This is a genomic window from Rhizobium sp. AB2/73 (assembly GCF_020871915.1).
In the GTDB taxonomy this organism is placed as follows: Bacteria; Pseudomonadota; Alphaproteobacteria; order Rhizobiales; family Rhizobiaceae; genus Rhizobium; species Rhizobium dioscoreae.
Genome location: NZ_CP067071.1, coordinates 3015060 through 3038125 on the forward strand (window position 1 = coordinate 3015060; position 23066 = coordinate 3038125).

Genomic DNA, 23066 nt, shown 5'->3' on the forward strand with positions numbered 1-23066 from the left:
TCCGATCAGCGACCGCCGCTCACGTCGAGCACGGCACCGGTTATATAGGATGCGTGCGGGCTCAGCAGGTAGAGGATGGCATCCGCGACCTCATCAGCCGTTCCCGAGCGCTTCATCGGCAATTGTGGTGCGATATCGCGCGCCCGATCCGGCAGTCCGGCGGCCGCATGAATATCCGTATCGATGATGCCGGGCCTCACCGCATTCACCCGAATGCCTTCCGCCGCCACCTCGCGTGCAAGCCCGACAGTGAACGTATCGATCGCGCCCTTGGAGGCGGCATAATCGACATATTGCCCGCCACCGCCAAGCGTCGCCGCCATGGAGGAGACGTTGACGATCACTCCGCCCTTGCCGCCATGCCGGGTCGACATGCGGCGCACGGCTTCGGCCGCCGCCAGCATCGAGCCGGTGACGTTGATGCGAAACATGCGGTCGATCCGCTCCGGCGTCATTTCATCCAGGCGCTGGATGACATCGACGATGCCGGCATTGTTGACGAGCCCGTCGATGCGGCCGAAATGCGCATCGACCTTGGCGAAGATGGCTTTGATATCCTTGGGCTTGCCGACATCGCCGGCAACTGCGATCGCCTGGCCGCCGGCGTCAACGATCGTCCCCACCACCGCCTCGGCCGCATCCTTGTTGGACGCATAATTGACCGCAACGGCCCAGCCGTGCTGAGCGGCTGCCAGACAAACCGCGGCACCGATGCCACGGCTGCCGCCGGTCACGAGAAGAACAGGTGTGTCGTCGGTCATTGATTGCATCCTTTCAGACTAAGGACATCCCACGGCGCGACAGTTGCCTTGCCCTTGCCCCAGAGGGACGACTTCTGGATCGAGGGACCGAGCGCCGGCAGGAACAGCCGATCCGCCGCGCTCTCGCCTTCTCCCGGCAATGCGCGGATATGGCCTTTCAGATCCGAGGCATAGACCATGCCCTGCCACACGGTGCAGGCCCTGAGGTCGGCTCCCGTTACATCCCCTTCAGGACATTCGAACATGATCCGGCCATCGGCGCGCAGATGGTCGTCTGTGCGCATCACGATCCCATCGGCCACGATATTGGTGTTGCGCACTGCAAGCTTGAATCTGTTGCTGATGGATGATTCCGAACCCATGGGCTCGAAGCGCAGCTCATAGGCATTGTCCATATCGACATAGACAGCCTTTTCCTGCACGCATTCTTCCGCATAGGCAGGCACGGGATTGACCGCGCAGGCCAGCATTATCCAAGGCATCGAGGCCAGTCGGTTCATCGTGCTTGCGATCGGCATCGTCATTGCCCTCCCGGCTCGCGCCGGCCGTCGGCATTTTCCATGACGCCGAAATCAGTGAACAGAACCAGCGGCCTGCCAGCGGCATCCAGCCCCCAGAACACCGGATAGAAGCCATCACCCCAGCCGCTCGAGAAGATGGCGAGATTGCCTCGTTTGCCCGATATCGGCCGATGTAAGACGTAGTCGTCGTTATTCGGCTGCAGCTCGGAGGCCAGAACGTCATCATAGTAGTTGATATCCGACGACGACTTCTCTGCCTGGACCTGCTTTTCGCGCTCCTGGATCAGCGCGAAGGTGTCGGCATCCATGTAGCAGCCAAGACCGGCATCGACCGGATAGCCGAAGAACTCATCATTCTTCAGCGAGTTGATATCCTGGCCGGGGACCACGGCCAGTTCCCAGCGCACCGGCTTGCCCTCGGCAAAACGCATGCTGGCCGCAGCGATGCGGCCTAAGGCTTGATACAAGGTAACGGGATAATCGCCGGGAGAAACGGTGCGAGTAAATGCGGCGCGGTCAGGCCCGACGAGCGGGTCGCTGGCGACGATGCGCCCGGAGGTCAGTTCCACCTTGCCGATGTGCAGGACATTGATCGAGCGGGCGGCAAGATCGGCGTCGCCAAGCGACGCCAGATCGAGATTGCTGCTGAGTTTGGAAATGTCGAACTCCGCCGCGCCGGCGGAGGATGGCACCCATGCGGCGACGGCGCATAGCAATCCGCGCAGCGTCCGCATGGGCCATGTCGACATGATCCAACGCTCCCCTTAGAGATCGAGAACGAGACGTTCCGGATCTTCCAGGCTTTCCTTGACGCGCACGAGGAAGGTAACCGCTTCCTTGCCGTCGACGATGCGGTGATCGTAGGAGAGCGCCAGATACATCATCGGACGGATGACGACCTGGCCGCCGATGGCGACCGGACGTTCCTGGATCTTGTGCATGCCGAGAATGCCCGACTGCGGCGCATTCAGGATCGGCGAGGACATCAACGAACCGTAGACGCCGCCATTGGTAATGGTGAAGGTGCCGCCCTGCATGTCGGCCATCGCCAGCGTACCGTCGCGAGCCGCCTTCGCCAGACGGCCAAGCTCCTTCTCGACTTCCGCGATCGACATCTGATCCGCATCGCGGATAACGGGAACGACAAGACCCTTGTCGGTGCCGACGGCCATGCCGACGTGGCAGTAGTTCTTGTAGATGATGTCAGTGCCGTCGATCTCGGCGTTGACAGCAGGCAGTTCCTTCAGCGCATGGGTGACGGCCTTGGTGAAGAAGCCCATGAAGCCGAGCTTCACGCCATGCTTCTTCTCGAAGATGTCCTTGTACTTGTTGCGCAGGTCCATGACGGCCTTCATGTCCACCTCGTTGTAGGTGGTGAGCATGGCAGCAGTATTCTGCGCATCCTTGAGGCGCTTGGCGATCGTCTGCCGCAGACGGGTCATCTTGACGCGCTCTTCGCGGTTGACGTCCTCGACGGCGGTCGGGGCGCGGGCGGCAACCGGTGCCGCCGGCGCGGCGGCGGGAGCCGAAGCAGCCTTGGCAACCGCAGCGATCACATCACCTTTCAGGACCTGGCCGCGCTTGCCGCTGCCTTCGACCTGATCGGCGGAGAGATTGTTTTCGGCAAGCAGCTTGCCGGCAGCCGGTGCCGGCGGCATGGAAGAAGCCGGAGCGGAAACGGCGGGGGCAGCAACCGGTGCAGCGGCGGCGGGCGCCGGAGCAGCAGCAGCGGCGGCGGGTGCGGCAGCCTGTGCCGGAGCGGCGGCAGCGCCGTTGCCGGCGGAGATCTGGCCGAGCAGCGCACCGAGACCCACGGTTTCGCCGGCCTGGGCAACGATTTCGGAAAGCGTGCCGGCAGCAGGCGCCGGAACTTCGATCGTCACCTTGTCGGTTTCAAGTTCGAGAAGCGGCTCATCGGCCTTGATGGCATCGCCGACCTTCTTGAACCAGGTACCGACGGTCGCTTCGCTGACGGATTCGCCGAGGGTAGGAACGCGGATTTCAGTGGCCATTGTTCAAATCCTGATTTTTCGTCTTTATGAGTTGGATGGAATTCCGGCGACAGAAGACCGGAGAATGAGTGAGGGCATCGGCGAGATTTCGATACGGAAACCGAGCCCGGCGAGTAGGACGGGATCGGCATCACCAATCGACTTGGCGGCATCAACATGCTCCACGTCGACAATGGCCATGCCGAAAGCACCATCGGCCGCGAAGACCGGGCCGACGACAATTGCCGTCCCGGCATTCGCATGTTCTCGCCAATAGGCGGCGTGTTGCTGCATGGCGGCCATCTCCTCCTCCGTGGCGTCATGCGGGAAGCTGGGGCGCGGCGGCACAAGTTTCAGATGAAAATAGGCCATCGCGCAACCCCTCAACCGCCGAGCGCGTCCTCGAGGAACGCCGCAAGCTGCGACAGATGCTTGGACATCAACCCCGTCGCCGGAGAGGCGGCGGCCGGACGACCGGTGTAGCGAACGCGCTGGTACTTCGCATCGATATGGGCAAGCACCCATTCCAGATACGGATCGATGAAGGACCATGCGCCCATGTTCTTCGGCTCTTCCTGGCACCAGACCATTTCCGCATTGCGGAAGCGGCTAAGCTCGTTGATGAGCGCCTTGGCCGGGAACGGATAGAGCTGTTCGATGCGCAGCAGGTAGATATCGTCGATGCCGCGTTTCTCACGCTCTTCCAGCAGATCGTAATAGACCTTGCCCGAGCAGATGACAACGCGACGGATCTTGTTATCCTTCTGCAGCTTGATCGGGCTGTCCTTGATCAGCTCCGCATCATCCCAGAGCAGGCGATGGAAGGAGCTTTCGCCGGCCATCTCCGCAAGGGTCGATACGGCGCGCTTGTGGCGCAGCAGCGACTTCGGCGTCATCAGGATCAGCGGCTTGCGGAAGTCGCGCTTCAGCTGACGACGCAGGATGTGGAAGTAGTTCGCCGGCGTCGTAACGTTGGCGACCTGCATGTTGTCTTCGGCGCAGAGCTGCAGGTAGCGTTCCAGGCGAGCCGAGGAGTGTTCCGGACCCTGGCCTTCATAGCCATGCGGCAGCAGGCAGACCAGACCCGACATGCGCAGCCACTTGCGTTCACCCGACGAGATGAACTGGTCGAACACGACCTGTGCACCATTGGCGAAGTCGCCGAACTGGGCTTCCCAAAGGGTCAGCGCGTTCGGACGGGCAAGCGAGTAGCCGTATTCGAAGCCGAGAACCGCCTCTTCCGAGAGCATCGAGTTGATGACTTCGTAGCGGGCCTGGGTCGGCGAGAGATTGGCGAGCGGAATGTAACGCTCCTCGGTCTCCTGATCGTAGAGAACCGAGTGGCGCTGCGAGAAGGTGCCGCGTTCGCAGTCCTGACCGGACAGGCGAATCTTGTGGCCTTCGACGACGAGAGAACCGAAGGCCAGAGCCTCCGCCATTGCCCAATCGATGCCCTCGCCGGTCTGCACCATGTTGGCGCGGTTTTCCATGAAGCGCTGGATGGTGCGGTGCGCATGGAAGCCAGCCGGGATTTCCGACAGCTTGCGGCCGATTTCCTTCAGCGACTTCATCGGCACGGCGGTCTTGCCGCGGCGCTGCTCGTCGGCATTGTCGGCCGTATGCAGGCCGGACCACTCACCGTCAAGCCAGTCGGCCTTGTTCGGCTTGTAGGACTGGCCGGCCTCGAACTCCTGCTCGAGATGGGCGCGCCAGTCGGCCTTCATCTTTTCGACTTCGCCTTCGGTCAGCACGCCTTCGCTGATCAGCCGCTGCGAATAGATCTGCAGTACCGTCTTATGGGCGCGGATAACCTTGTACATGTTCGGCTGCGTGAAGGACGGCTCATCGCCTTCATTGTGGCCGTAACGGCGGTAGCAGAAGAGATCCACCACGACCGGCTTGTGGAACTTCATGCGGAATTCGGTCGCGATCTTCGCGGCATAGACGACCGCTTCCGGATCGTCGCCGTTGACGTGGAAGATCGGTGCCTCGATCATCTTGGCGACGTCGGACGGATAGGGCGACGAGCGCGAGAAGGCCGGATTGGTGGTGAAACCGATCTGGTTGTTGATGATGACGTGCATCGTGCCGGCAACGCGGTGGCCGCGCAGACCGGAGAGGCCGAGGATTTCGGCAACGACGCCCTGGCCGGCGAAAGCCGCGTCACCATGGATGAGCAGCGGCACGACCTTGGCGCGCTCGGACAGCGGTATGATATCGCCGTCCCACTGGGTGGCGCCCATATCCTGCTTGGCGCGGGCCTTGCCCATGACCACCGGGTTGACGATTTCGAGGTGCGACGGGTTTGCCGTCAGCGACACGTGCACCTTGGCGCCGTCGAAATCACGGTCCGAGGAGGCTCCGAGGTGGTACTTCACGTCGCCCGAGCCTTCGACTTCGTCCGGCGCGTAGGAGCCGCCCTTGAACTCGTGGAAGATGGCGCGATGCGGCTTGCCCATGACCTGGGAGAGCACGTTCAAACGGCCGCGATGGGCCATGCCGAACACGGCTTCACGAAGACCGAGCTGACTGCCGCTCTTGAGGATCTGTTCGAGCGCCGGGATCAGCGATTCACCGCCGTCGAGGCCGAAGCGCTTGGTGCCCTTGAACTTGACGTCGAGGAACTGCTCATAGCCCTCGGCTTCGATGATCTTCTGAAGGATGGCCTTCTTGCGCTCGGGATTGAAGGCGATGCCCTTGTCCGGACCTTCGATGCGCTCTTGAATCCAGGCCTTTTCCTCCGGATTGGAGATGTGCATGAATTCGACGCCGAGGGTGGAGCAGTAGGTGCGCTCAAGGATCTCGATCATCTCGCGAATGGTCGCGAATTCGAGTCCGAGCACGTTGTCGATGAAGATCTTACGGTCGAGGTCGGCCTCGGTGAAGCCGTAAGCTTCCGGCGACAGTTCCTTGTAGTCTTCGACCGGGGCCGCAATGCCGAGCGGATCGAGCTTGGCATGCAGATGACCGCGCATGCGATAGGCGCGGATCATCATGATGGCGCGGACGGAATCGCGCGTCGCCTGCAGGACGTCGGTCGCGCTCGCCGGCGCTCCGGCGGTTTCGGCCTTGGCCTTCAGCTTGGTTTCGATGACCTTTTCGACAACGCCCCAGTCGCCATCGAGCGCGGAGACGAGATCGCCCTTTGCCGGGATCGGCCAGTTCTTGCGCTGCCAGGAGGCGCCCTTGGCCGCCTTCTTCACATCGTCGGGACTATCCTCGAGCGCCTTGAAGAACGACCGCCACTCGTCGGAGACCGATGAAGGATCGTCCTCGTAGCGCGCGTAGAGCTGCTCGATATAGGCAGCATTGGCGCCATCCAGGAACGAGGTGATCTGAAATTGCTCGTTGGCTTCTTGCCTTGCCATGGTGAATCTGCGGGCGCTCTCGCCCGTCTCCCAACTTGTTAGCATTGCCGGTTTTCGGGTCCCCGGCGACCGTATTTCATCTGAGGCCATCAAGGCCGTCGGTATGCACTTGCGAATATCTAAACCGGACGGGACAAGGCAACTGCCGCCCCATCCGGCCTTGCTTTAGGTAGGCTCAGCCCTTCAGGACTTCCACCAGCGTCTTGCCGAGACGCGCCGGCGACGGCGACACGCGGATGCCTGCCGATTCCATCGCTGCAATCTTGTCTTCCGCGCCGCCCTTGCCGCCGGAAATAACGGCGCCGGCATGGCCCATCGTGCGGCCGGGAGGAGCCGTGCGGCCGGCGATGAAGCCGACCATCGGCTTCTTGCGGCCCTTCTTGGCTTCGTCCTTGAGGAACTGTGCCGCGTCTTCTTCAGCCGAACCGCCGATTTCGCCGATCATGATGATCGACTTGGTTTCGTCGTCGGCGAGGAACATTTCCAGGACGTCGATGAATTCGGTGCCCTTGACCGGGTCGCCGCCGATGCCGACAGCCGTCGTCTGGCCGAGGCCTTCATTGGTGGTCTGGAACACGGCTTCGTAGGTCAGCGTGCCGGAACGCGAGAGAACGCCGACGGAGCCCTTCTTGAAGATGGAGCCCGGCATGATGCCGATCTTGCATTCGTTCGGGGTGAGAACGCCTGGGCAGTTCGGTCCGATCAGGCGCGACTTCGACTTGATCAGACGGTCCTTGACCTTGACCATGTCGGCGACCGGAATGCCTTCCGTGATGCAGACAATGAGCGGGATTTCGGCTTCGATCGCCTCGAGGATCGCGGCTGCGGCGCCTGCCGGCGGAACGTAGATGACCGAGGCGTTGGCGCCGGTCGCATCCTTGCCTTCGGCGACGGACTTGAAGATCGGCAGCTTTTCGCCCTTGGAGCCGGTCCAGGTTTCACCGCCCTTGGAAGGGTGGATACCGCCGACCATCTTCGTGCCGTGATAGGCGAGCGCCTGTTCAGTGTGGAAAGTGCCGGTCTTGCCGGTCAGGCCCTGAACCAGAACCTTGGTGTCTTTGTTGATGAGAATAGACATGCGAGGCCTTTGTTACGAGAGGTTGGAAGACGCGGAGGCAACGCGGCGATAGACACCGCTGACGACCTCCTGCCATGTATCGCTGCCGGCGGGCGAGAACGTGACGCCCATGCGGTAGCAGTCTTCATTTTCGAACTGGAAGAGAGTGCGTTGCTGACCGCGCGGCGAGACCCTGGTCAGGACAAGCTTGTCGTCGATCCACTCGCCGGAGGCCGGCGCGGCGGGCACAAAACCCACCGTATCGAACTGATAGAACTTGTAGGCCTGATCCGCAGCGTCGAAGCCAAGAATGTTCCGGGCTTCGAACGATGTGCTGCCGTCCCGCGTCTGCACGTAGCGCTGCTCGACGAAAAACCCGCCGAACAGACACTCGGCCGCAAGTCGCGCGGTTGCCGTACCTTCCTTCGTCCAGGCCGAAGCCGCGACATGCTCTTCCCCTTCCCAGGTGCCGGCAAAGGCACCGAGGCGAAGATGAGCAGCCGTTGGAGCGAAGGAAGCAGCCATCCCGATCAGCCCTTGACTGCCTTCACGATCTTCTGGGCGGCATCGTCCAGGTCATCCGCGGAGATGACGTTGAGACCGGATTCGTTGATGATCTTCTTGCCGAGCTCGACGTTGGTGCCTTCGAGGCGCACGACGAGCGGAACCTTCAGACCGACTTCCTTCACGGCTGCGAGCACGCCTTCGGCAATGACGTCGCACTTCATGATGCCGCCGAAGATGTTGACCAGAATGCCCTGGACAGCCGGATCGGCGGTGATGATCTTGAAGGCGGCCGTGACCTTTTCCTTGGAAGCGCCGCCGCCGACATCGAGGAAGTTCGCCGGCTCGGCGCCGTAGAGCTTGATGATGTCCATGGTTGCCATGGCGAGACCGGCGCCGTTGACCATGCAGCCGATGTTGCCGTCGAGGGCGACATAGGCGAGATCGTATTCGTGGGCCTGGATTTCCTTCTCGTCTTCTTCGGTCGTATCGCGCAGCGCGCGGATGTCTTCATGACGGAAGAGTGCGTTGCCGTCGAAGGAAACCTTGGCGTCGAGAACGCGAAGGCGGCCGTTGGTCATGACGATCAGCGGGTTCACTTCGAGGAGCGCCATGTCCTTCTCGACGAAGGCCTTGTAGAGGATCGGGAAGAGCTTGGCGGCATCTTCGCGGGCAGCGCCCTCAAGCTTCAGCGCGTCGGAAAGAGCAGCCGTGTTGGCAGCCGTCACACCTGTCGACGGGTCAATGGCGACGGTGATGATCTTTTCCGGCGTGTCATGCGCAACGGTCTCGATGTCCATGCCGCCTTCGGTCGAAACGACGAAGGCAACCTGACCGACGGAACGGTCGACCAGGATCGAGAGATAGAGTTCGCGGTCGATGTCGGCGCCGTCCTCGATGTAGAGGCGGTTGACCTGCTTGCCGGCCGGGCCGGTCTGCTTGGTAACCAGCGTGTGACCGAGCATTTCCTTGGCGTTGGCGACGACGTCGTCGACCGACTTGGCGAGGCGAACGCCGCCCTTGGCATCCGGGCCCAGTTCCTTGAACTTGCCCTTGCCGCGGCCGCCGGCGTGGATCTGGCTCTTGACCACGTAAAGCGGGCCCGGAAGCTGCTTGGCAGCGGCGGCGGCTTCATCCGCCGAGAAGATGGCAACGCCGTCCGCGACGGGTGCGCCATAGCTCTTCAACAGCGCCTTGGCCTGGTATTCATGAATGTTCATGGGTCTATCCCTGTTGGAACGCGGAAATTACTTCAGCGACGGCGCGATCGTGGCGCAGGCTTCGCAAAGACCCGCAACGGCTGCGACCGACTTGTCGAAGGCTTCCTTTTCAGCCTTGTTCAGGTCGATTTCGATGACACGCTCGATGCCGCCAGCACCGATGACGGTGGGAACGCCGACATACATGTCCTTGACGCCGTACTGGCCATCAAGGTGCGCGGCGCAGGGCAGGACGCGCTTCTTGTCCTTGAGGTAGGACTCGGCCATGGCAATGGCGGACGCGGCCGGAGCGTAATAGGCAGAACCGGTCTTGAGCAGGCCGACGATCTCGGCGCCGCCGTCACGGGTGCGCTGGATGATTTCTTCGAGGCGCTCGGCGGTCAGCCAGCCCATGTTGACGAGATCCGTCAGCGGGATGCCGGCAACGGTGGAGTAGCGGGCGAGCGGAACCATCGAGTCGCCGTGGCCGCCGAGAACGAAAGCCGTGACGTCTTCGACCGATACGTTGAATTCCTTGGCGAGGAAGAGGCGGAAGCGCGAGCTATCGAGCACGCCAGCCATGCCCACGACCTTGTTGGTCGGCAGGCCCGAGAATTTCTGCAGCGCCCAGACCATGGCGTCGAGCGGATTGGTGATGCAGATCACGAAAGCATTCGGGGCATACTTCTTGATGCCGGCGCCGACCTGTTCCATGACCTTGAGGTTGATGCCGAGAAGATCGTCGCGGCTCATGCCCGGCTTGCGGGGAACGCCGGCGGTGACGATGCAGACGTCAGCGCCTTCGATCGCGGAATAGTCGCTGGCGCCGGTGAGGTTGGCGTCGAAGCCCTCGACGGGAGAGGACTGGGCGATATCGAGGCCCTTGCCCTGAGGAATGCCGTCCGCGATGTCGAACAGGACGATGTCGCCCAGTTCCTTCAGGCCGGCGAGATGCGCCAGCGTGCCACCAATCATGCCAGAACCAATAAGTGCGATCTTGTTGCGCGCCATTTCGGTGTATCCTTTGCGATCAAAATCCGTGGCGGGACACCGTGACAGGCATCCACAATAGCCGCCAATCGCATAGACCCAAAGGCCGAAATTGGCAATTGATTATTTTGAGATCAGGAATTTCAATCGGTTAGATCGAAAAATTCTTACGTAAACGTAAGACAACCTGTCACCGAATTGTCACTCGGCGGCACGCTTGGCCGGAGTCTGAGCCAGATATTCGGCGCTCCGCATCTCGAAAAGCCGCGATGCCGTGCGGTCGAATTCGAAGCCTTCCGTCCCCCGCCGCTCCTCGAGCAGATCTTCCGGCATGGTAGCCGCGGAGATGTAGAGACGGATATTATGATCGTAGAGCGTGTCGATCAGAATGATAAAACGCTTCGTCTGGTTGCGCTTGTCCGGCCCGAGCTTCGGCACGCGATCGAGGAAGATCGTATCGAACCGTTCGGCGATGGCGAGGAAATCGGCAGGCCCGAGCGGCACGTCGCAGAGATCGGCGAAGGAAAAGCGTGCCATGCGGTCGACGGCCAGAGGCACATGGATGGAGCGCCCCTTCATCGGGATCTCCATCGGCTGCGCCTTGCGCCCATGCAACGCCTGCATCCAGGAGGCATCCATCGCCATGTCGGTGCGCTGGTCCAGCGGCGTCAGATAGACGGGCTGACTGTTCAGCTTCTCCATGCGATAGTCGGTCGGCGAGTCCAGCGTCACCACATCGACATGCTTCTTGAGGAGATCGATGAAGGGCAGAAAGAGGCCGCGATTGAGCCCGTCGCGATAGAGATTGTCCGGCTCGACATTCGAGGTGGCGATCAGCACGCAGCCGAGCGAGAACAGTTCGGAAAACAGCCGCGACAGGATCATCGCGTCGGCAATGTCGGTCACCGTGAATTCGTCGAAGCAAAGCAGTTCGGCTTCGGCATAGAGATCGGCGGCGACAGGTGGTATGGGATCGGCCTGCTTGGTCTCGCCATTCTTGAATTTCAGCCGCTGCGCCGCGATGCGATTGTGCACATCGGTCATGAACTCGAAGAAATGCGCCCGGCGTTTCTTCTGGCAGGGCGCCATCGAGAAGAACATGTCCATCAACATAGTCTTGCCGCGCCCGACGCTGCCGTGAATATAGAGGCCCTTGATCGTCTCGATCGACTTCTTGCGGGCAGCAAACATCCAGCCGAGCGCGCTGGATTTTGCGGCGGGCCGCTTGCGCTTGAGATCGGCAAGCACCCGGTCCAGCATTTTCGCCACATCCATCTGTGCCGAATCCACCTGAAGGGATCCGGACGCCGTCAGCGCCTTCAGCTGTTCGCAGACGCTGATCGAATAATCTGGCATGGGCTGCATGGGGAAATATCCGCCTGTGCAAAATAAGGGCGCATCCGAAGGATGCTGCCCCTTTCAGAATAAGCTTATCGGCTGAGGCTGAGCGGCTGGCCGGAGGCGGTCGAACCGTCGAAACGCGAATCGGCCGTCTTGTAGACCGTACCGATCGTCGAGCCGTCACGATTCTTCAGGAGAACCTGCTTGCCGGAGACTTCCCACGAGCCCATCGAGGTCAGTTCGCCCGCGCAGCCGCGCGTACCGCCGCGTGAGCCGCTGCCGAGGTTGGTCAATGTCAGGAACATATCGCAGCTCGATCCGCCATTGCTCACCTTCCAGCTGCCGACCATCGATTCCTTCGTGACATCCATGGCCGAAGCCGCCATCGCCTGCTGCTGCGCCGGATTGGCTGCATTCGGCGCGCTCGCCGGCGCCGCCGGGAATTGCGAGCCGTTACCGGCGCCGGGAGGCGGAAGCTGACTGGATTGGACGGAAGGAACAGGCTGAGCCTGCAGTGGTGCCGGAGACGAATAACTGTCGTTATTGTATGCCGTGCGCTGGCAACCGGCAAGCGACAGGCCAATCGCCGCAGCCGTCACTGCATATCTGAACTGCATCATCACACTCCTAAATGATTGTCCACCGCTGACATCGACAAAGTGATATTTAATGATGTCCGAATTATCGTATTTCACTTTGGTTAATCAAGTCGATACCGCCACAAATTGCCGAAGGCCATAGCTGGACAAGAATCGGGTGGTTTCAAGGCTAACCTGCTGAACCCACCCAAAGACGGCCCGAACGGCAAATTTCGTCATCCTCTGTGATTCACAGCGCTATCGAATACCCATCCGGAGCCGGGTGATATCTGATGTCACCTGGACGATCACTCCGCCGCTTCGGCAAACCTGTCGAAGCGATATTCCCATTTTCGATCAAAACCGCAGGCATTCTGATGGGAATGAAGCGCCGGGTCAGACCCGCCGCTCGACCATCATCTTCTTGATTTCGGCGATCGCCTTGGCCGGGTTCAGACCCTTCGGGCAGGTCTGGGCGCAGTTCATGATCGTATGGCAGCGATAGAGACGGAAGGGATCCTCGAGGTTGTCGAGGCGCTCGCCCTTGGCTTCGTCTCTGGAGTCGATCAGCCAGCGATAGGCCTGCAGCAGAACGGCAGGGCCGAGGTAACGGTCGCCGTTCCACCAGTAGCTCGGACAGGAGGTAGAGCAGCAGGCGCACAGAATGCATTCGTAGAGGCCGTCAAGCTTCAGGCGGTCCTCATGGCTCTGCTTCCATTCCTTGGCCGGCGGCGGCGATACCGTCTTCAGCCAGGGCTCGATCGAGCGATGCTGGGCATAGAAGTTCGTCAAGTCAGGCACGAGATCCTTGACGACGGGCATATGCGGTAGCGGATAGACCTTCACGGTGCCCTTGATCTCATCCAGACCCTTGGTGCAGGCGAGCGTGTTGGTGCCGTCGATGTTCATCGCGCAGGAGCCGCAAATGCCTTCGCGACAGGAGCGGCGCAGCGTCAGCGTCGGGTCGATCTTGTTCTTGATGTAAAGCAGACCGTCAAGCACCATCGGGCCGCAATCGTCGACATCGATGTAATAGGTATCGATGCTCGGGTTCTGACCGTCATCCGGGCTCCAGCGATAGACGCGGAATTCGCGCGTGTTCTTGGCACCGACCGGCTTCGGCCAGACCTTGCCTTCGCGCATCTGAGAGTTCTTGGGGAGAGCGAGTTCAACCATGGTCAGTTCCTCTCAGATCAATATACGCGTGCCTTCGGCTCGATCTTGTGCGGATCGATGCCTTCGGCGATCAGGTCGGTGTGAACCGGACGATAGTCGAGCTTCACGTCGCCTGCCTCGTTGACCCAGGCGAGCGTATGCTTGCGCCAGTTCTCGTCGTCGCGGCCGCCAAACTTGCCCTCGGTATAATCCTCGCGGGCATGCGAGCCGCGGCTCTCCTTGCGGGCCTCGGCGCCGTAGATCGTCGTGATGGCGTTGGCCATCAGATTGTGCAGTTCCAGCGTTTCGACGAGATCGGAATTCCAGATCAGCGAGCGGTCGGTAACCTTGATGTCGGGCAGTTCCTTCCAGATCGCCGACAGGCGCCGGCAGCCGGATTCCAGCGATTCCTGGGTGCGGAACACGGCGGCATCTTCCTGCATGGCGCGCTGCATCTTCTCGCGCAGTGCCGCCGTCGGCGTTGAGCCGCTGGCATGGCGCAGGCGATCGAAGCGCTCCATGATCTTGTCGCAGGCGGCAACGTTGACAGGCGGAACCGGGCTGTTGCGGTCGATGACCTGGCCGGCGCGGATGGCGGCGGCACGGCCAAAGACCACGAGGTCGATCAGCGAGTTGGAGCCGAGACGATTGGCGCCGTGCACCGAAGCGCAGCCAGCTTCGCCGACGGCCATCAGGCCCGGCAGCACGCGCTCGGGATTGTTGCTATCGGCATTCAACACTTCGCCCCAATAGTTCGTGGGAATGCCGCCCATATTGTAGTGAACGGTCGGAAGCACGGGGATCGGATCGCGGGTCACATCGACGCCGGCGAAGATGCGGGCGCTCTCAGAGATGCCGGGTAGGCGCTCGTGCAGTACGGCCGGATCGAGATGGTCGAGATGCAAGAAGATATGGTCCTTGTTCTTGCCGACGCCGCGACCCTCGCGGATTTCCAGTGTCATGCAGCGCGAAACGACGTCACGCGAGGCAAGGTCCTTCGCCGAGGGCGCATAGCGTTCCATGAAGCGCTCGCCTTCGGAATTGACGAGATAACCGCCTTCGCCGCGCGCGCCTTCGGTGATCAGGCAGCCCGATCCGTAGATGCCGGTCGGATGGAACTGCACGAATTCCATGTCCTGCAGCGGCAGTCCGGCGCGGGCCACCATGCCGCCACCATCGCCCGTGCAGGTATGGGCGGAGGTCGCCGAGAAATAGGCGCGGCCATAGCCGCCGGTCGCCAGAACCACCATCTTGGCGGCGAAGCGATGGATCGTGCCGTCATCGAGGCACCAGGCAACGACGCCGGTGCAACGGCTGCCATCGTCGGACATGATGAGGTCGAGCGCGAAATACTCGATGAAGAATTCCGCATTGTTGCGCAGCGACTGTCCGTAGAGCGTATGCAGGATGGCGTGGCCCGTACGGTCGGCAGCGGCACAGGTGCGCTGCACTGGCGGTCCCTCGCCGAAATTCTGCATGTGGCCGCCGAACGGGCGCTGATAGATCTTGCCTTCTTCGTTTCGCGAGAAGGGCACGCCGTAATGCTCGAGTTCGTAGACGGCCTTCGGCGCTTCCATGACCATGTACTGCATCGCATCGACGTCGCCGAGCCAGTCGGAGCCCTTGACGGTGTCGTATAGATGCCACTGCCAGCTGTCCGGCGTCATGTTCTGCAGCGAGGCGGCAATGCCGCCCTGGGCTGCGACGGTGTGGGAGCGGGTCGGGAAGACCTTGGTGATGCAGGCGGTGCGGAAGCCCTGTTCGGCCATGCCGAGCGTGGCGCGCAGGCCGGCGCCGCCGGCGCCGACGACGATCACGTCATAGGAGTGGTCGATATACTTGTAGGCTTTGCCGTTCTGAGCGGGCCCATTCTGAGCGGATGAGTTCGGTGCCATGATGCAATTATCCTACGAACGCGATCTTCAGAATGGCGAAAAGACAGAGGCCCGCCACGACGATCGCGAAGAACGTGTTGAGCATGAGAAGGACGATCTTGGCGAATTCGCCATGAACATAGTCCTCGATGATGACCTGCATGCCGATCTTCATATGAATGAGGGCGGAGATCACCATCAGGCCGAAGATGACGGCGACGATCGGGTTCGAGATCGCATGCACGACTTCAGCGTAGGGCGCGCCGGCATAGATCATCAGGAAGATGACGAAGAAGAGGAAAAGTGGAACATTGGCAACGGCGGTCAGGCGCTGGCGCCAGAAATGATCGGTACCTTCCTTGGCGGAACCGAGACCGCGGACTTTGCCCAGAGGAGTGCGCATATCCATGAGAAATATCCTTTAAAGCATGATCCCGAAATGCGCCCAGGCGCTTCCGGGAGCGATCATGCCAATCAACCCAGCCGGATGACGATGCCGATGATCCAGACCAGCGCGGTCAGACAGATCGAGCCGATGAGCGTGAACTTGGCCATCTTCGTCGAGACGGCGGGATCGAAACCATGCCCGAGATCCCAGATGAAATGACGAAAGCCACCCAGCATATGGTGCAGCAGCGCCCAGGTGTAGCCGAGCAGAATGATGCGGCCGATGATCGTACCCATGATCCAGTTGACCAGATCGAAATAGCCCTGACCCGTCGCTGCGGCGATCAGCCACCAGGCGACCAGCAGCGTGCCGAAGTAGAGCGCGCCGCCGGTAATGCGGTGGACGATCGACATGACCATGGTGGGGATGGGTTTGTAGATTTGCAGATGCGGCGACAGAGGCCGGTTTTGTGTGACGTTCGCCATCAGAACCTCGCGGCGTTACGATACGCTTAGAACCCGGATATCCGGGGCAACGCGCGCGGGGATGCGCAGTGTGCGTTGCATCATTGCGACCAATAATCACAGAGACGGCCATCGACAAGCACAATTGATGCCTGCATCGAATTTAATCGATTCGGATCGCTTTGCACTTTAGCGAGCATGCAGAGAAGAGCCTCCCATTCCGGCCCATTTACCATTTCGGCAAGCCTGACATGGACTTCGCTGCAGTCTTCGGGCAATCTGCCGTTAAGATTTCATTAACGAACCGAAGCGGATCGAATCATGGCCCCGCATCTTTTCAAGGCAGCAGCGCTCGTTTTAGCGGCAGCCGCCATCCTTTCCTTCACGCCGGCCTCGGCCAGCGACTATCGCCAGTGGCACCATCACAACCGCTCCGGCATCGTGCGCCTCAATCAAATATCCCAACCGCAGGGTTCAGGGCAGCAACCCGCCCGGATCGTGATCATGGAACGACGCGATGCGGCAAGCGCCGGCAGCTATGCCGGTTCGGCCGACGTCTATCGGGCTGATGGCGGTACCTATGTTATCGGCTATGGCGGCTACAATCCTTATGCCCGGTCCGCTGCGGCGCAGCTGCGACCGAAGGCGAAGGTCATCGATGTCCGCTATGCCGGCAATCCCTGCTCATACGAAGCGGGCGTCTGCGTCATCCGGCATTGATGATTCTCAATCGGCGAGAAATCGCCAGACCGTCGTTTTCTTGACTTCGCTGTCCTCAAGCGCCCGCGTCACCGGCACTTGATAGGTCGCCTGCTCTTGCAGACGATCCTTGGGAAGATAGGCCCTGCCGGGATCGCCGACCAGAACCGTCTTCCCGTCACCCGCCAAACGTCGTAGCCAGGGAACGAGGCTCGCGGCAAAATCGCGATCATAGAAGACATCGCCGGCGAGAATGACGCCCTCATCCACGGCCTGCCCGATCATATCGTCGCCGGAAAAATCCAGGGCCACGCCGTTTTCAGCGGCATTGAGCCGGATCGCCGTGCCCGCCCACGGATCGATATCGACGGCCAGCACATGGGCCGCACCCGCTCGCTTGGCAGCAATCGCGACAAGTCCGGAGCCGCTCGCAAAATCCAGCACGGTTTTGCCGGTCACGGTCTCCGGATGATCGAGAATATAGCGCGCAAGACCTTGACCGCCCGCCCAGGCAAAAGCCCAGAAGGGCGGCGGCAGGCCGATCTCTTCCAGCTCCTCTTCTGTCTTCACCCACAGCTCATGCGCCTCGCTTGCAAGATGCAGCCGGATTTCCGGCACATGCGGCGGCGCCATGAGGCTGGTATTGGCACGGATGAAGCTCTCGGGATCGGTTTTCACTCAACCTCCAGCCTGATCAGACCGGCGGATTGTCCAGACCGCCCATGCGGCAGACTTCGAGCCATTCCTCATCCGTCACGGGCTGCACCGAAAGCCGCATGGAGGTGACGAGCGCCATCTGCGAAAGCTTCGGATTGGCCTTGATGTCTTTTAGAGTCACGGGATTCGGCATGTCGCGGACGGCGCGGATGTCGACGCATTCCCAGCGCGGATCATCCTTTGCGGTCGAATCCGGATGCGCCAGCGCGCAGACCTCGACGATGCCGACGACCTCCAGCCCGTCATTGGAGTGATAAAAGAAACCCTTGTCGCCGATCTGCATGGCCCGCATGTTGTTGCGGGCGAGATAGTTGCGCACGCCGGTCCATTCGGTCCCTTTTGCACCGGCATCCTTCTGCTGCTGCCAGGACCAGGAGGACGGCTCGGATTTATAAAGCCAATGCGCCATCTCTCATGCCTCCGGATTGTTGAAGACCCAGTTGAACGGTTTGACTTCGACGCTCTCGAACAGGCCAGCCTTCGTATAGGGGTCGGCATCGGCAATCGCCTTGGCGGCCTCGGCGCTCTCGGCCTTGACGACAACGAGACTACCGTTCGGCTTGCCCTCCGCGTCCAGGAAGGGACCGGCCATCTTCAGCGTCCCCTCCGCATTGAGCTTGTTCAGATGCTCCAGATGCGCCGGACGCGTCTCCATGCGGACATTCAGATGACCGGGCTTGTCCTTGCAGACAAAGGCGAAAAGCATGGTTTAATTCTCCCAAGAAAATCAAAAACGATTGATGATGACGGATAAAGCTTCAATCACGAGAGGTCATCATATTTCTGTGCGAAGGGGATTGATGATATCAAGACCCCAGAAATCGTCTTCATTATGTGTGGCGATGACGCATTCATTCGCAACTGCGACGGAAGCGATCAACATGTCCATCGGATCACGCTGTCGTCCCATCGTTCGGCCATCGGCCATGAGTTGCGCCCATATCAGGGCAGCGTTCTCGTCAAAGGAAAGAATGCGTCCCGCAAAATATGTCAGCGGTCCCTGACCGCCGAGAAACCATGCTTCGAGATCATCACGCTTGCGTCCCGTCGGCATGATCAGGATGCCACGCTGAATTTCAGCGATTGTCGATGCTGCGATAAAGAGATCACCATCTACCTGATCGCCCAACCAGCGTGCAAGATGGGGCGACGGCTCAGGTTTGGTTGTATTGCTGATGATGTTCGTGTCGAGCAAATAGCGAGTCACAGATCAATCTCGCGCACTTCGCCCTTCACCCTTTCAAGATCGAGGTCCGCACCGACGAGAGGAGAATTCCGCAACCAGGCGTAAACCCCACCTTTTTTGGGCGGCTCTCCCGATATGGTCTTGGTGACAACATCGCGAATACGGGCGGATTCGGGACCATCCTCCGCCAAACGCCGAGCCACCTCTCTAATGAGAGCCTTGTCGCCATCGAGCCCCAGCACTTCGAAACGAGCTAGACCACGCTCGCCAAGGCGGGAACGATAGTTCTTAATTGCGCGTTTCTGCGAGCTGCTCATCGTGGTCTCCCGCTATATCCAGTAATATATCCAGAGCAGAGCCACTATTCAAGCTATTCCGTGGTGATCGGCCGCGTCATCAATTGCCCGATGGCTGTGGCTATGTCGAGCTTGCCGTCGATGATGGCGGAAACCGCGTCGGTAATCGGCATGTCGACTCCGAGCTCCTGTGCAAGCCGCGCGGCAATGGAGGCGGCGTAGGCCCCTTCGACCAGGGTGCCGTGCGCCGGATCGACGGTCTCTCCCCGGCCAAGCGCGATGCCGAATCTGAGATTCCGGGATTGATGGCTGGTCGCCGTCAGCACGAGGTCGCCAAGACCGGAGAGGCCGCGCACGGTTTCAGCCTTGCCGCCCTTGGCCGCGACGAAGCGCGACATCTCGGCAAGGCCACGGCTGATCAGCGCCGCACGGGCGGAATCGCCGATACCCCGGCCCTCGACGATACCGCAAGCGATCGCGAGGACATTCTTCAGCGCCCCCCCGAGCTGCACGCCGATACGGTCGTCCGAGGCGTAAAGGCGGAAGGTCGGGCCGGAGATCGCCTGCGCAAGCCTTTCGGCCACCGCCATATCGGCAGCGGCGATCGCCATAGCTGTTGGCAAACCCTTGGCGATATCGGCAGCAAAGCCAGGCCCGGAGAGCACGGCGATGGCATGCTGCGGCAGCTCCCGCTCCAGCATGTCCGTCAGAAGGTCGCCGGAGACTTTGTCGATCCCCTTGGCACAGGTGACGACGATGGCATCCTTGGCAAGATAAGGCCCATAATGACGGGCGGCATCGGCCTGCGCCTGCGAAGGCATGGCAAAGAGGACGATGCCGGCATCGGAAACGGCATCCGCCTCGGCCGAGAACTTCAAAGAATCCGGAAGCGCAATCCCCGGCAGAACGGCATCATGCATGCGATCGGTTGCAAGATCCGCCATCAGACCGGCTTTTCGCCCGACGAGGGTGACGTCGCTGCGGCCGGTCAATGCAATGACGGCTGCGAGCGCCGTGCCGAAAGCGCCGGCGCCGATGACTGCGATCCGCTCGTTGCCGCTCATGCCTTTGCTCCCCGTTTGCCGTGCCCGAGCAGAGTTTCCGCCTTGTGATCCAGCGGCCAGCGCGAGCGCGGCTGCACATCGAGATCGTCGGGCGCCGTACCCGTCGCCATGCGCTCCAATCCAGCCCAGGCGATCATGACGGCATTGTCCGTACACAGTCTCAATGGCGGCGCGATGAAACGGAAACCGTTGGCGTCGCAAAGCTCCTGCAGCGTGCGGCGCAGCTCGAGATTGGCGGCGACACCGCCGGCCACGACAAGCGACGGCTGCTCCGCCGTCTTCGGAAACTCCGCCTTGAAGCGCTGCAGGCCGCGGCCGATCCGGTCCTTCAGCGTGCGCGAGATCGCCTTCTGGAAGGAGGCGCAGATATCGGCAATATCCTGCTCGGTGACGGGCGCGATCGCCGTCGCCGCCTGCCGTACCGCCGTCTTCAAGCCGGAAAAGGAAAAATCGAGGCGCGTCTCGCCGACCAGCGGACGTGGCAGATCGAAGCGGTCCGGATTACCGTTCTTGGCGGCTGCTTCCACGGCCGGGCCGCCGGGATAAGGCAACCCCAAAAGCTTTGCCGTCTTGTCGAAGGCTTCGCCCAGCGCATCGTCGATGGTCGTGCCCCAGCGCTCATATTGGCCAACGCCACGCACCAGAATCAGCTGGGTATGGCCGCCGGAAACGAGCAGCATGAGATAGGGAAAGGCAAGTCCGTCCGTCAGCCGCGCGGTCAGGGCATGGCCTTCCAGATGGTTGATGGCGTATAATGGTTTGCCTGTCGCACGCGAGATCGCCTTGCCGGTCATCAGGCCGACGAGCAGACCGCCGATGAGGCCCGGCCCGGAGGTGGCGGCAATGGCATCGACGTCCGAGAGCGACACATTGGCGCGTTTCAATGCTTCGTCGATCAGAGTATCGAGCGCCTCGACATGCGCACGCGCGGCAATTTCCGGCACGACGCCGCCATAGGCGCTATGCTCGTCCAATTGGCTGAGGACGACATCGGAACAAACCGTGGGCGCGCCGTCATCCCGGCGCTCCACAATGGCCGCAGCGGTTTCGTCGCAGCTTGTTTCGATGCCGAGAATACGAAGAACGGATGCCATGGAGAAAGTTCGTTGCCTACAGGTCGATTGCGATAAAGCGGAAATATGGTTACGGGAACTGTCGGTAACAACGGATCAAAGCGGATGCAAACAAAACCTTTCCGGATCGGCACGCGCGGCAGCCCGCTGGCGCTCGCCCAGGCGCGAGAAGCGCGCGACCGCCTGATGGCGGCCCATGGCCTTCCGGAGGAAATGTTCGAAATCGTCGTTCTCACCACCAAGGGTGATCGCATCACCGACCGGTCGCTCGCGGCAATCGGCGGCAAGGGCCTGTTCACGGAAGAGCTGGAAGAAAAGCTGACCTCGGGCGAGCTCGATTTCGCCGTCCACTCCGCCAAGGATATGGCGACGAAACTGCCACAAGGCTTGGCGCTCACCGCCTATCTGCCGCGCGAAGATATCCGCGATTCCGTCATCGGCCGCACCGCGCCGAAATTGATCGAGCTGCCGCATGGTGCAACAGTCGGCTCTGCGTCGCTGCGCCGCCAGGCACTGATCCGCCGTCTGCGCCCTGATATCAATGTCATCACATTCCGCGGCTCCGTCCAGACGCGCCTGCGCAAGCTGGAAGAAGGGCAGGCCGACGCGACCCTGCTGGCGCTTGCCGGCCTGAAGCGGCTCGGCATGGTCGAGGTCATCACCGATATTCTCGACCCGGACGAATTCCCGCCGGCGCCCGCGCAAGGCGCGATAACAATCGAAAGCCGCATCGACGACGCACGGATGAATGATCTGCTCGCCGCCGTCAATGACGCGCCGACCTTCGATGCCGTATCCTGCGAACGCGCCTTCCTGGCCGCACTCGACGGTTCCTGTCGCACACCGATAGCCGGCTACGCAATTTGCGAAGGCGATCATCTGCGCTTCTTCGGCATGATCCTCACCCCGGATGGCAAGCAGGTGCACACGACCACGATCGAGGGCCACCGCCGCGATGCCGAGGCGCTCGGAGTCAATGCCGGCCAGGCGATCCGCGCCGAAGCCGGCAGCACCTTCTTCGAAGACTGGACCTGACAAAGGATGCGCGTCGTCGTCACCCGCCCTCAGCATTCGGGTGAGCGCACCATGCGGCGGCTGGTGCAGATGGGACACGAACCCCTGCTGCTGCCGCTGGCCGAACCTGTCCACGATGCCGAAGAGGCGCGACGAGCGCTCCTTGCCACGCAGGGCGCCGTCGCCGTCACCAGCGCCGAGGCGATCCGGGCGCTTTCGCTGTTGGATTCCGATCTTGCGCCTCATCTTGGTCGTCGCCTCTTTGCCGTGGGAAAGGCGACAGCCAAAGAAGCGGCTGATCTCGGATTCAGCAATATCGCCACATCCGAAGGCGGCGGCACAGAGCTTGCCGCCATGATCTCCGGCCATCCTTCAGGCCTGAACGACGGCCCCCTACTCTATCTTGCGGGCTCTCCGCGAGCGGCCGGCTTCGAAGCCGGACTGGCTGAGCGACACCTGCCTTTCCTGACCATCGAATGCTACCGGATGCAGAATATCGTCCCGGACGACAACGTTCTTCGCCGGCTTTTCGCCGACACCCGCGCGGACGCCGTACTACTTTATTCCCATAAGACGGCGAAACGCTTTTTCAGCCTGCCATTCGTTCGGCACAACCCCGGCATCCTTGCTGAAACACGATTTCTCTGCCTGAGCGAAACCATCGCCAGCGCAGTTCCGGAGCCGATGCGATCGCATGTCGATATTGCCGACATGCCGAATGAAGACCGGCTTATGGCGCTTCTGATCCACGCCTAAGGTCGCAATTTTGATGTAAGGCCTTTCCATAATCGCCTTGTCTGTCTAACTTCGTTGCAGCGCATGATAA

The 23066-nt window shown here is 61.2% G+C and carries 26 protein-coding genes; 3 read left to right on the plus strand and 23 right to left on the minus strand.

Features of this window, described 5'->3' with window-relative positions; translation table 11 throughout:
* Positions 1 to 5: 5 nt before the first annotated feature.
* The 16 genes from I8E17_RS14840 to sdhC all read right to left on the minus strand — a co-directional run bounded on the left by I8E17_RS14840 (position 6) and on the right by sdhC (position 16212).
* Positions 6 to 761 carry an SDR family oxidoreductase gene (locus tag I8E17_RS14840; protein WP_069613392.1) on the minus strand — a complete coding sequence of 252 codons (756 nt, stop codon included), beginning with the start codon at positions 759 to 761 and terminating at the stop codon, positions 6 to 8.
* Positions 758 to 1285: a hypothetical protein gene (locus I8E17_RS14845; RefSeq protein WP_229002030.1), complete on the minus strand. Its 528-nt coding sequence runs from the start codon at positions 1283 to 1285 to the stop codon at positions 758 to 760. Before I8E17_RS14845 ends, I8E17_RS14840 begins: the two co-directional genes overlap by 4 nt.
* Positions 1282 to 2031, minus strand: a complete 750-nt coding sequence (locus tag I8E17_RS14850) for a DUF4241 domain-containing protein (protein ID WP_069613391.1) — start codon at positions 2029 to 2031, stop codon at positions 1282 to 1284. Before I8E17_RS14850 ends, I8E17_RS14845 begins: the two co-directional genes overlap by 4 nt.
* A 15-nt stretch (positions 2032 to 2046) precedes the next feature.
* On the minus strand, positions 2047 to 3294 hold the full coding sequence (gene odhB / locus I8E17_RS14855; RefSeq protein WP_069613390.1) for a 2-oxoglutarate dehydrogenase complex dihydrolipoyllysine-residue succinyltransferase: 1248 nt from the start codon (positions 3292 to 3294) through the stop codon (positions 2047 to 2049).
* 24 nt (positions 3295 to 3318) lie between these two features.
* Complete coding sequence (locus I8E17_RS14860; RefSeq protein ID WP_069613389.1) at positions 3319 to 3645, minus strand: YciI family protein; 327 nt, start codon at positions 3643 to 3645, stop codon at positions 3319 to 3321.
* An 11-nt stretch (positions 3646 to 3656) separates the two neighbouring features.
* Positions 3657 to 6641 (minus strand): 2-oxoglutarate dehydrogenase E1 component, encoded by a 2985-nt coding sequence (locus I8E17_RS14865; RefSeq protein WP_069613388.1) that lies wholly within the window; start codon positions 6639 to 6641, stop codon positions 3657 to 3659.
* A gap of 175 nt (positions 6642 to 6816) precedes the next feature.
* Positions 6817 to 7719, minus strand: a complete 903-nt coding sequence (gene sucD / locus I8E17_RS14870) for a succinate--CoA ligase subunit alpha (RefSeq protein ID WP_069613387.1) — start codon at positions 7717 to 7719, stop codon at positions 6817 to 6819.
* A gap of 12 nt (positions 7720 to 7731) precedes the next feature.
* Positions 7732 to 8223, minus strand: coding sequence for a DUF1579 family protein (locus I8E17_RS14875; protein ID WP_069613386.1), 492 nt, complete (start codon positions 8221 to 8223; stop codon positions 7732 to 7734).
* A gap of 5 nt (positions 8224 to 8228) precedes the next feature.
* Positions 8229 to 9422: an ADP-forming succinate--CoA ligase subunit beta gene (gene sucC, locus I8E17_RS14880; RefSeq protein ID WP_069613385.1), complete on the minus strand. Its 1194-nt coding sequence runs from the start codon at positions 9420 to 9422 to the stop codon at positions 8229 to 8231.
* 27 nt (positions 9423 to 9449) lie between these two features.
* On the minus strand, positions 9450 to 10412 hold the full coding sequence (gene mdh / locus I8E17_RS14885) for a malate dehydrogenase (protein ID WP_069613384.1): 963 nt from the start codon (positions 10410 to 10412) through the stop codon (positions 9450 to 9452).
* A gap of 180 nt (positions 10413 to 10592) precedes the next feature.
* Positions 10593 to 11756 carry a cell division protein ZapE gene (gene zapE / locus I8E17_RS14890; protein ID WP_069613383.1) on the minus strand — a complete coding sequence of 388 codons (1164 nt, stop codon included), beginning with the start codon at positions 11754 to 11756 and terminating at the stop codon, positions 10593 to 10595.
* A 65-nt stretch (positions 11757 to 11821) separates the two neighbouring features.
* On the minus strand, positions 11822 to 12349 hold the full coding sequence (locus I8E17_RS14895; RefSeq protein WP_069613433.1) for a protease inhibitor Inh/omp19 family protein: 528 nt from the start codon (positions 12347 to 12349) through the stop codon (positions 11822 to 11824).
* Positions 12350 to 12706: 357 nt separating this feature from the next.
* Positions 12707 to 13486, minus strand: a complete 780-nt coding sequence (locus I8E17_RS14900) for a succinate dehydrogenase iron-sulfur subunit (RefSeq protein ID WP_004107862.1) — start codon at positions 13484 to 13486, stop codon at positions 12707 to 12709.
* 17 nt (positions 13487 to 13503) lie between these two features.
* Positions 13504 to 15360, minus strand: coding sequence for a succinate dehydrogenase flavoprotein subunit (sdhA, locus tag I8E17_RS14905; protein ID WP_069613382.1), 1857 nt, complete (start codon positions 15358 to 15360; stop codon positions 13504 to 13506).
* A gap of 7 nt (positions 15361 to 15367) precedes the next feature.
* Positions 15368 to 15748 (minus strand): succinate dehydrogenase, hydrophobic membrane anchor protein, encoded by a 381-nt coding sequence (gene sdhD, locus I8E17_RS14910; RefSeq protein WP_069613381.1) that lies wholly within the window; start codon positions 15746 to 15748, stop codon positions 15368 to 15370.
* Between the two features lie 65 nt (positions 15749 to 15813).
* Positions 15814 to 16212 carry a succinate dehydrogenase, cytochrome b556 subunit gene (gene sdhC / locus I8E17_RS14915; protein WP_069613380.1) on the minus strand — a complete coding sequence of 133 codons (399 nt, stop codon included), beginning with the start codon at positions 16210 to 16212 and terminating at the stop codon, positions 15814 to 15816.
* A gap of 300 nt (positions 16213 to 16512) precedes the next feature.
* Here sdhC and I8E17_RS14920 point away from each other — a divergent pair, with 300 nt between their 5' ends.
* Positions 16513 to 16911, plus strand: coding sequence for a hypothetical protein (locus tag I8E17_RS14920; protein ID WP_069613379.1), 399 nt, complete (start codon positions 16513 to 16515; stop codon positions 16909 to 16911).
* Positions 16912 to 16917: 6 nt separating this feature from the next.
* Here I8E17_RS14920 and I8E17_RS14925 read toward each other — a convergent pair whose 3' ends face one another.
* The 7 genes from I8E17_RS14925 to tsaD all read right to left on the minus strand — a co-directional run bounded on the left by I8E17_RS14925 (position 16918) and on the right by tsaD (position 21247).
* Positions 16918 to 17568, minus strand: a complete 651-nt coding sequence (locus tag I8E17_RS14925) for a methyltransferase (RefSeq protein ID WP_069613378.1) — start codon at positions 17566 to 17568, stop codon at positions 16918 to 16920.
* A 16-nt stretch (positions 17569 to 17584) separates the two neighbouring features.
* Positions 17585 to 18016, minus strand: coding sequence for an EVE domain-containing protein (locus I8E17_RS14930; RefSeq protein WP_069613377.1), 432 nt, complete (start codon positions 18014 to 18016; stop codon positions 17585 to 17587).
* Between the two features lie 3 nt (positions 18017 to 18019).
* Complete coding sequence (locus I8E17_RS14935) at positions 18020 to 18313, minus strand: YciI-like protein (RefSeq protein WP_069613376.1); 294 nt, start codon at positions 18311 to 18313, stop codon at positions 18020 to 18022.
* A gap of 69 nt (positions 18314 to 18382) precedes the next feature.
* Entirely contained in the window at positions 18383 to 18814 is a 432-nt protein-coding gene (locus I8E17_RS14940) for a PIN domain-containing protein (RefSeq protein ID WP_069613375.1), read from the minus strand.
* Positions 18811 to 19110 carry a hypothetical protein gene (locus I8E17_RS14945; protein WP_069613374.1) on the minus strand — a complete coding sequence of 100 codons (300 nt, stop codon included), beginning with the start codon at positions 19108 to 19110 and terminating at the stop codon, positions 18811 to 18813. The genes I8E17_RS14940 and I8E17_RS14945 overlap by 4 nt, the downstream gene beginning before the upstream one ends.
* Before the next feature lie 53 nt (positions 19111 to 19163).
* Positions 19164 to 20153: an NAD(P)H-dependent glycerol-3-phosphate dehydrogenase gene (locus I8E17_RS14950; protein ID WP_069613373.1), complete on the minus strand. Its 990-nt coding sequence runs from the start codon at positions 20151 to 20153 to the stop codon at positions 19164 to 19166.
* Entirely contained in the window at positions 20150 to 21247 is a 1098-nt protein-coding gene (gene tsaD, locus I8E17_RS14955; RefSeq protein WP_069613372.1) for a tRNA (adenosine(37)-N6)-threonylcarbamoyltransferase complex transferase subunit TsaD, read from the minus strand. Before tsaD ends, I8E17_RS14950 begins: the two co-directional genes overlap by 4 nt.
* An 84-nt stretch (positions 21248 to 21331) precedes the next feature.
* On the opposite strand from tsaD, the gene hemC reads away from it, so the two are divergent.
* Both hemC and I8E17_RS14965 read left to right on the plus strand, forming a co-directional pair.
* Complete coding sequence (gene hemC / locus I8E17_RS14960) at positions 21332 to 22261, plus strand: hydroxymethylbilane synthase (RefSeq protein ID WP_069613371.1); 930 nt, start codon at positions 21332 to 21334, stop codon at positions 22259 to 22261.
* Positions 22262 to 22267: 6 nt separating this feature from the next.
* Positions 22268 to 22996 (plus strand): uroporphyrinogen-III synthase, encoded by a 729-nt coding sequence (locus I8E17_RS14965; RefSeq protein ID WP_069613370.1) that lies wholly within the window; start codon positions 22268 to 22270, stop codon positions 22994 to 22996.
* The last annotated feature ends 70 nt before the right edge of the window (positions 22997 to 23066 follow it).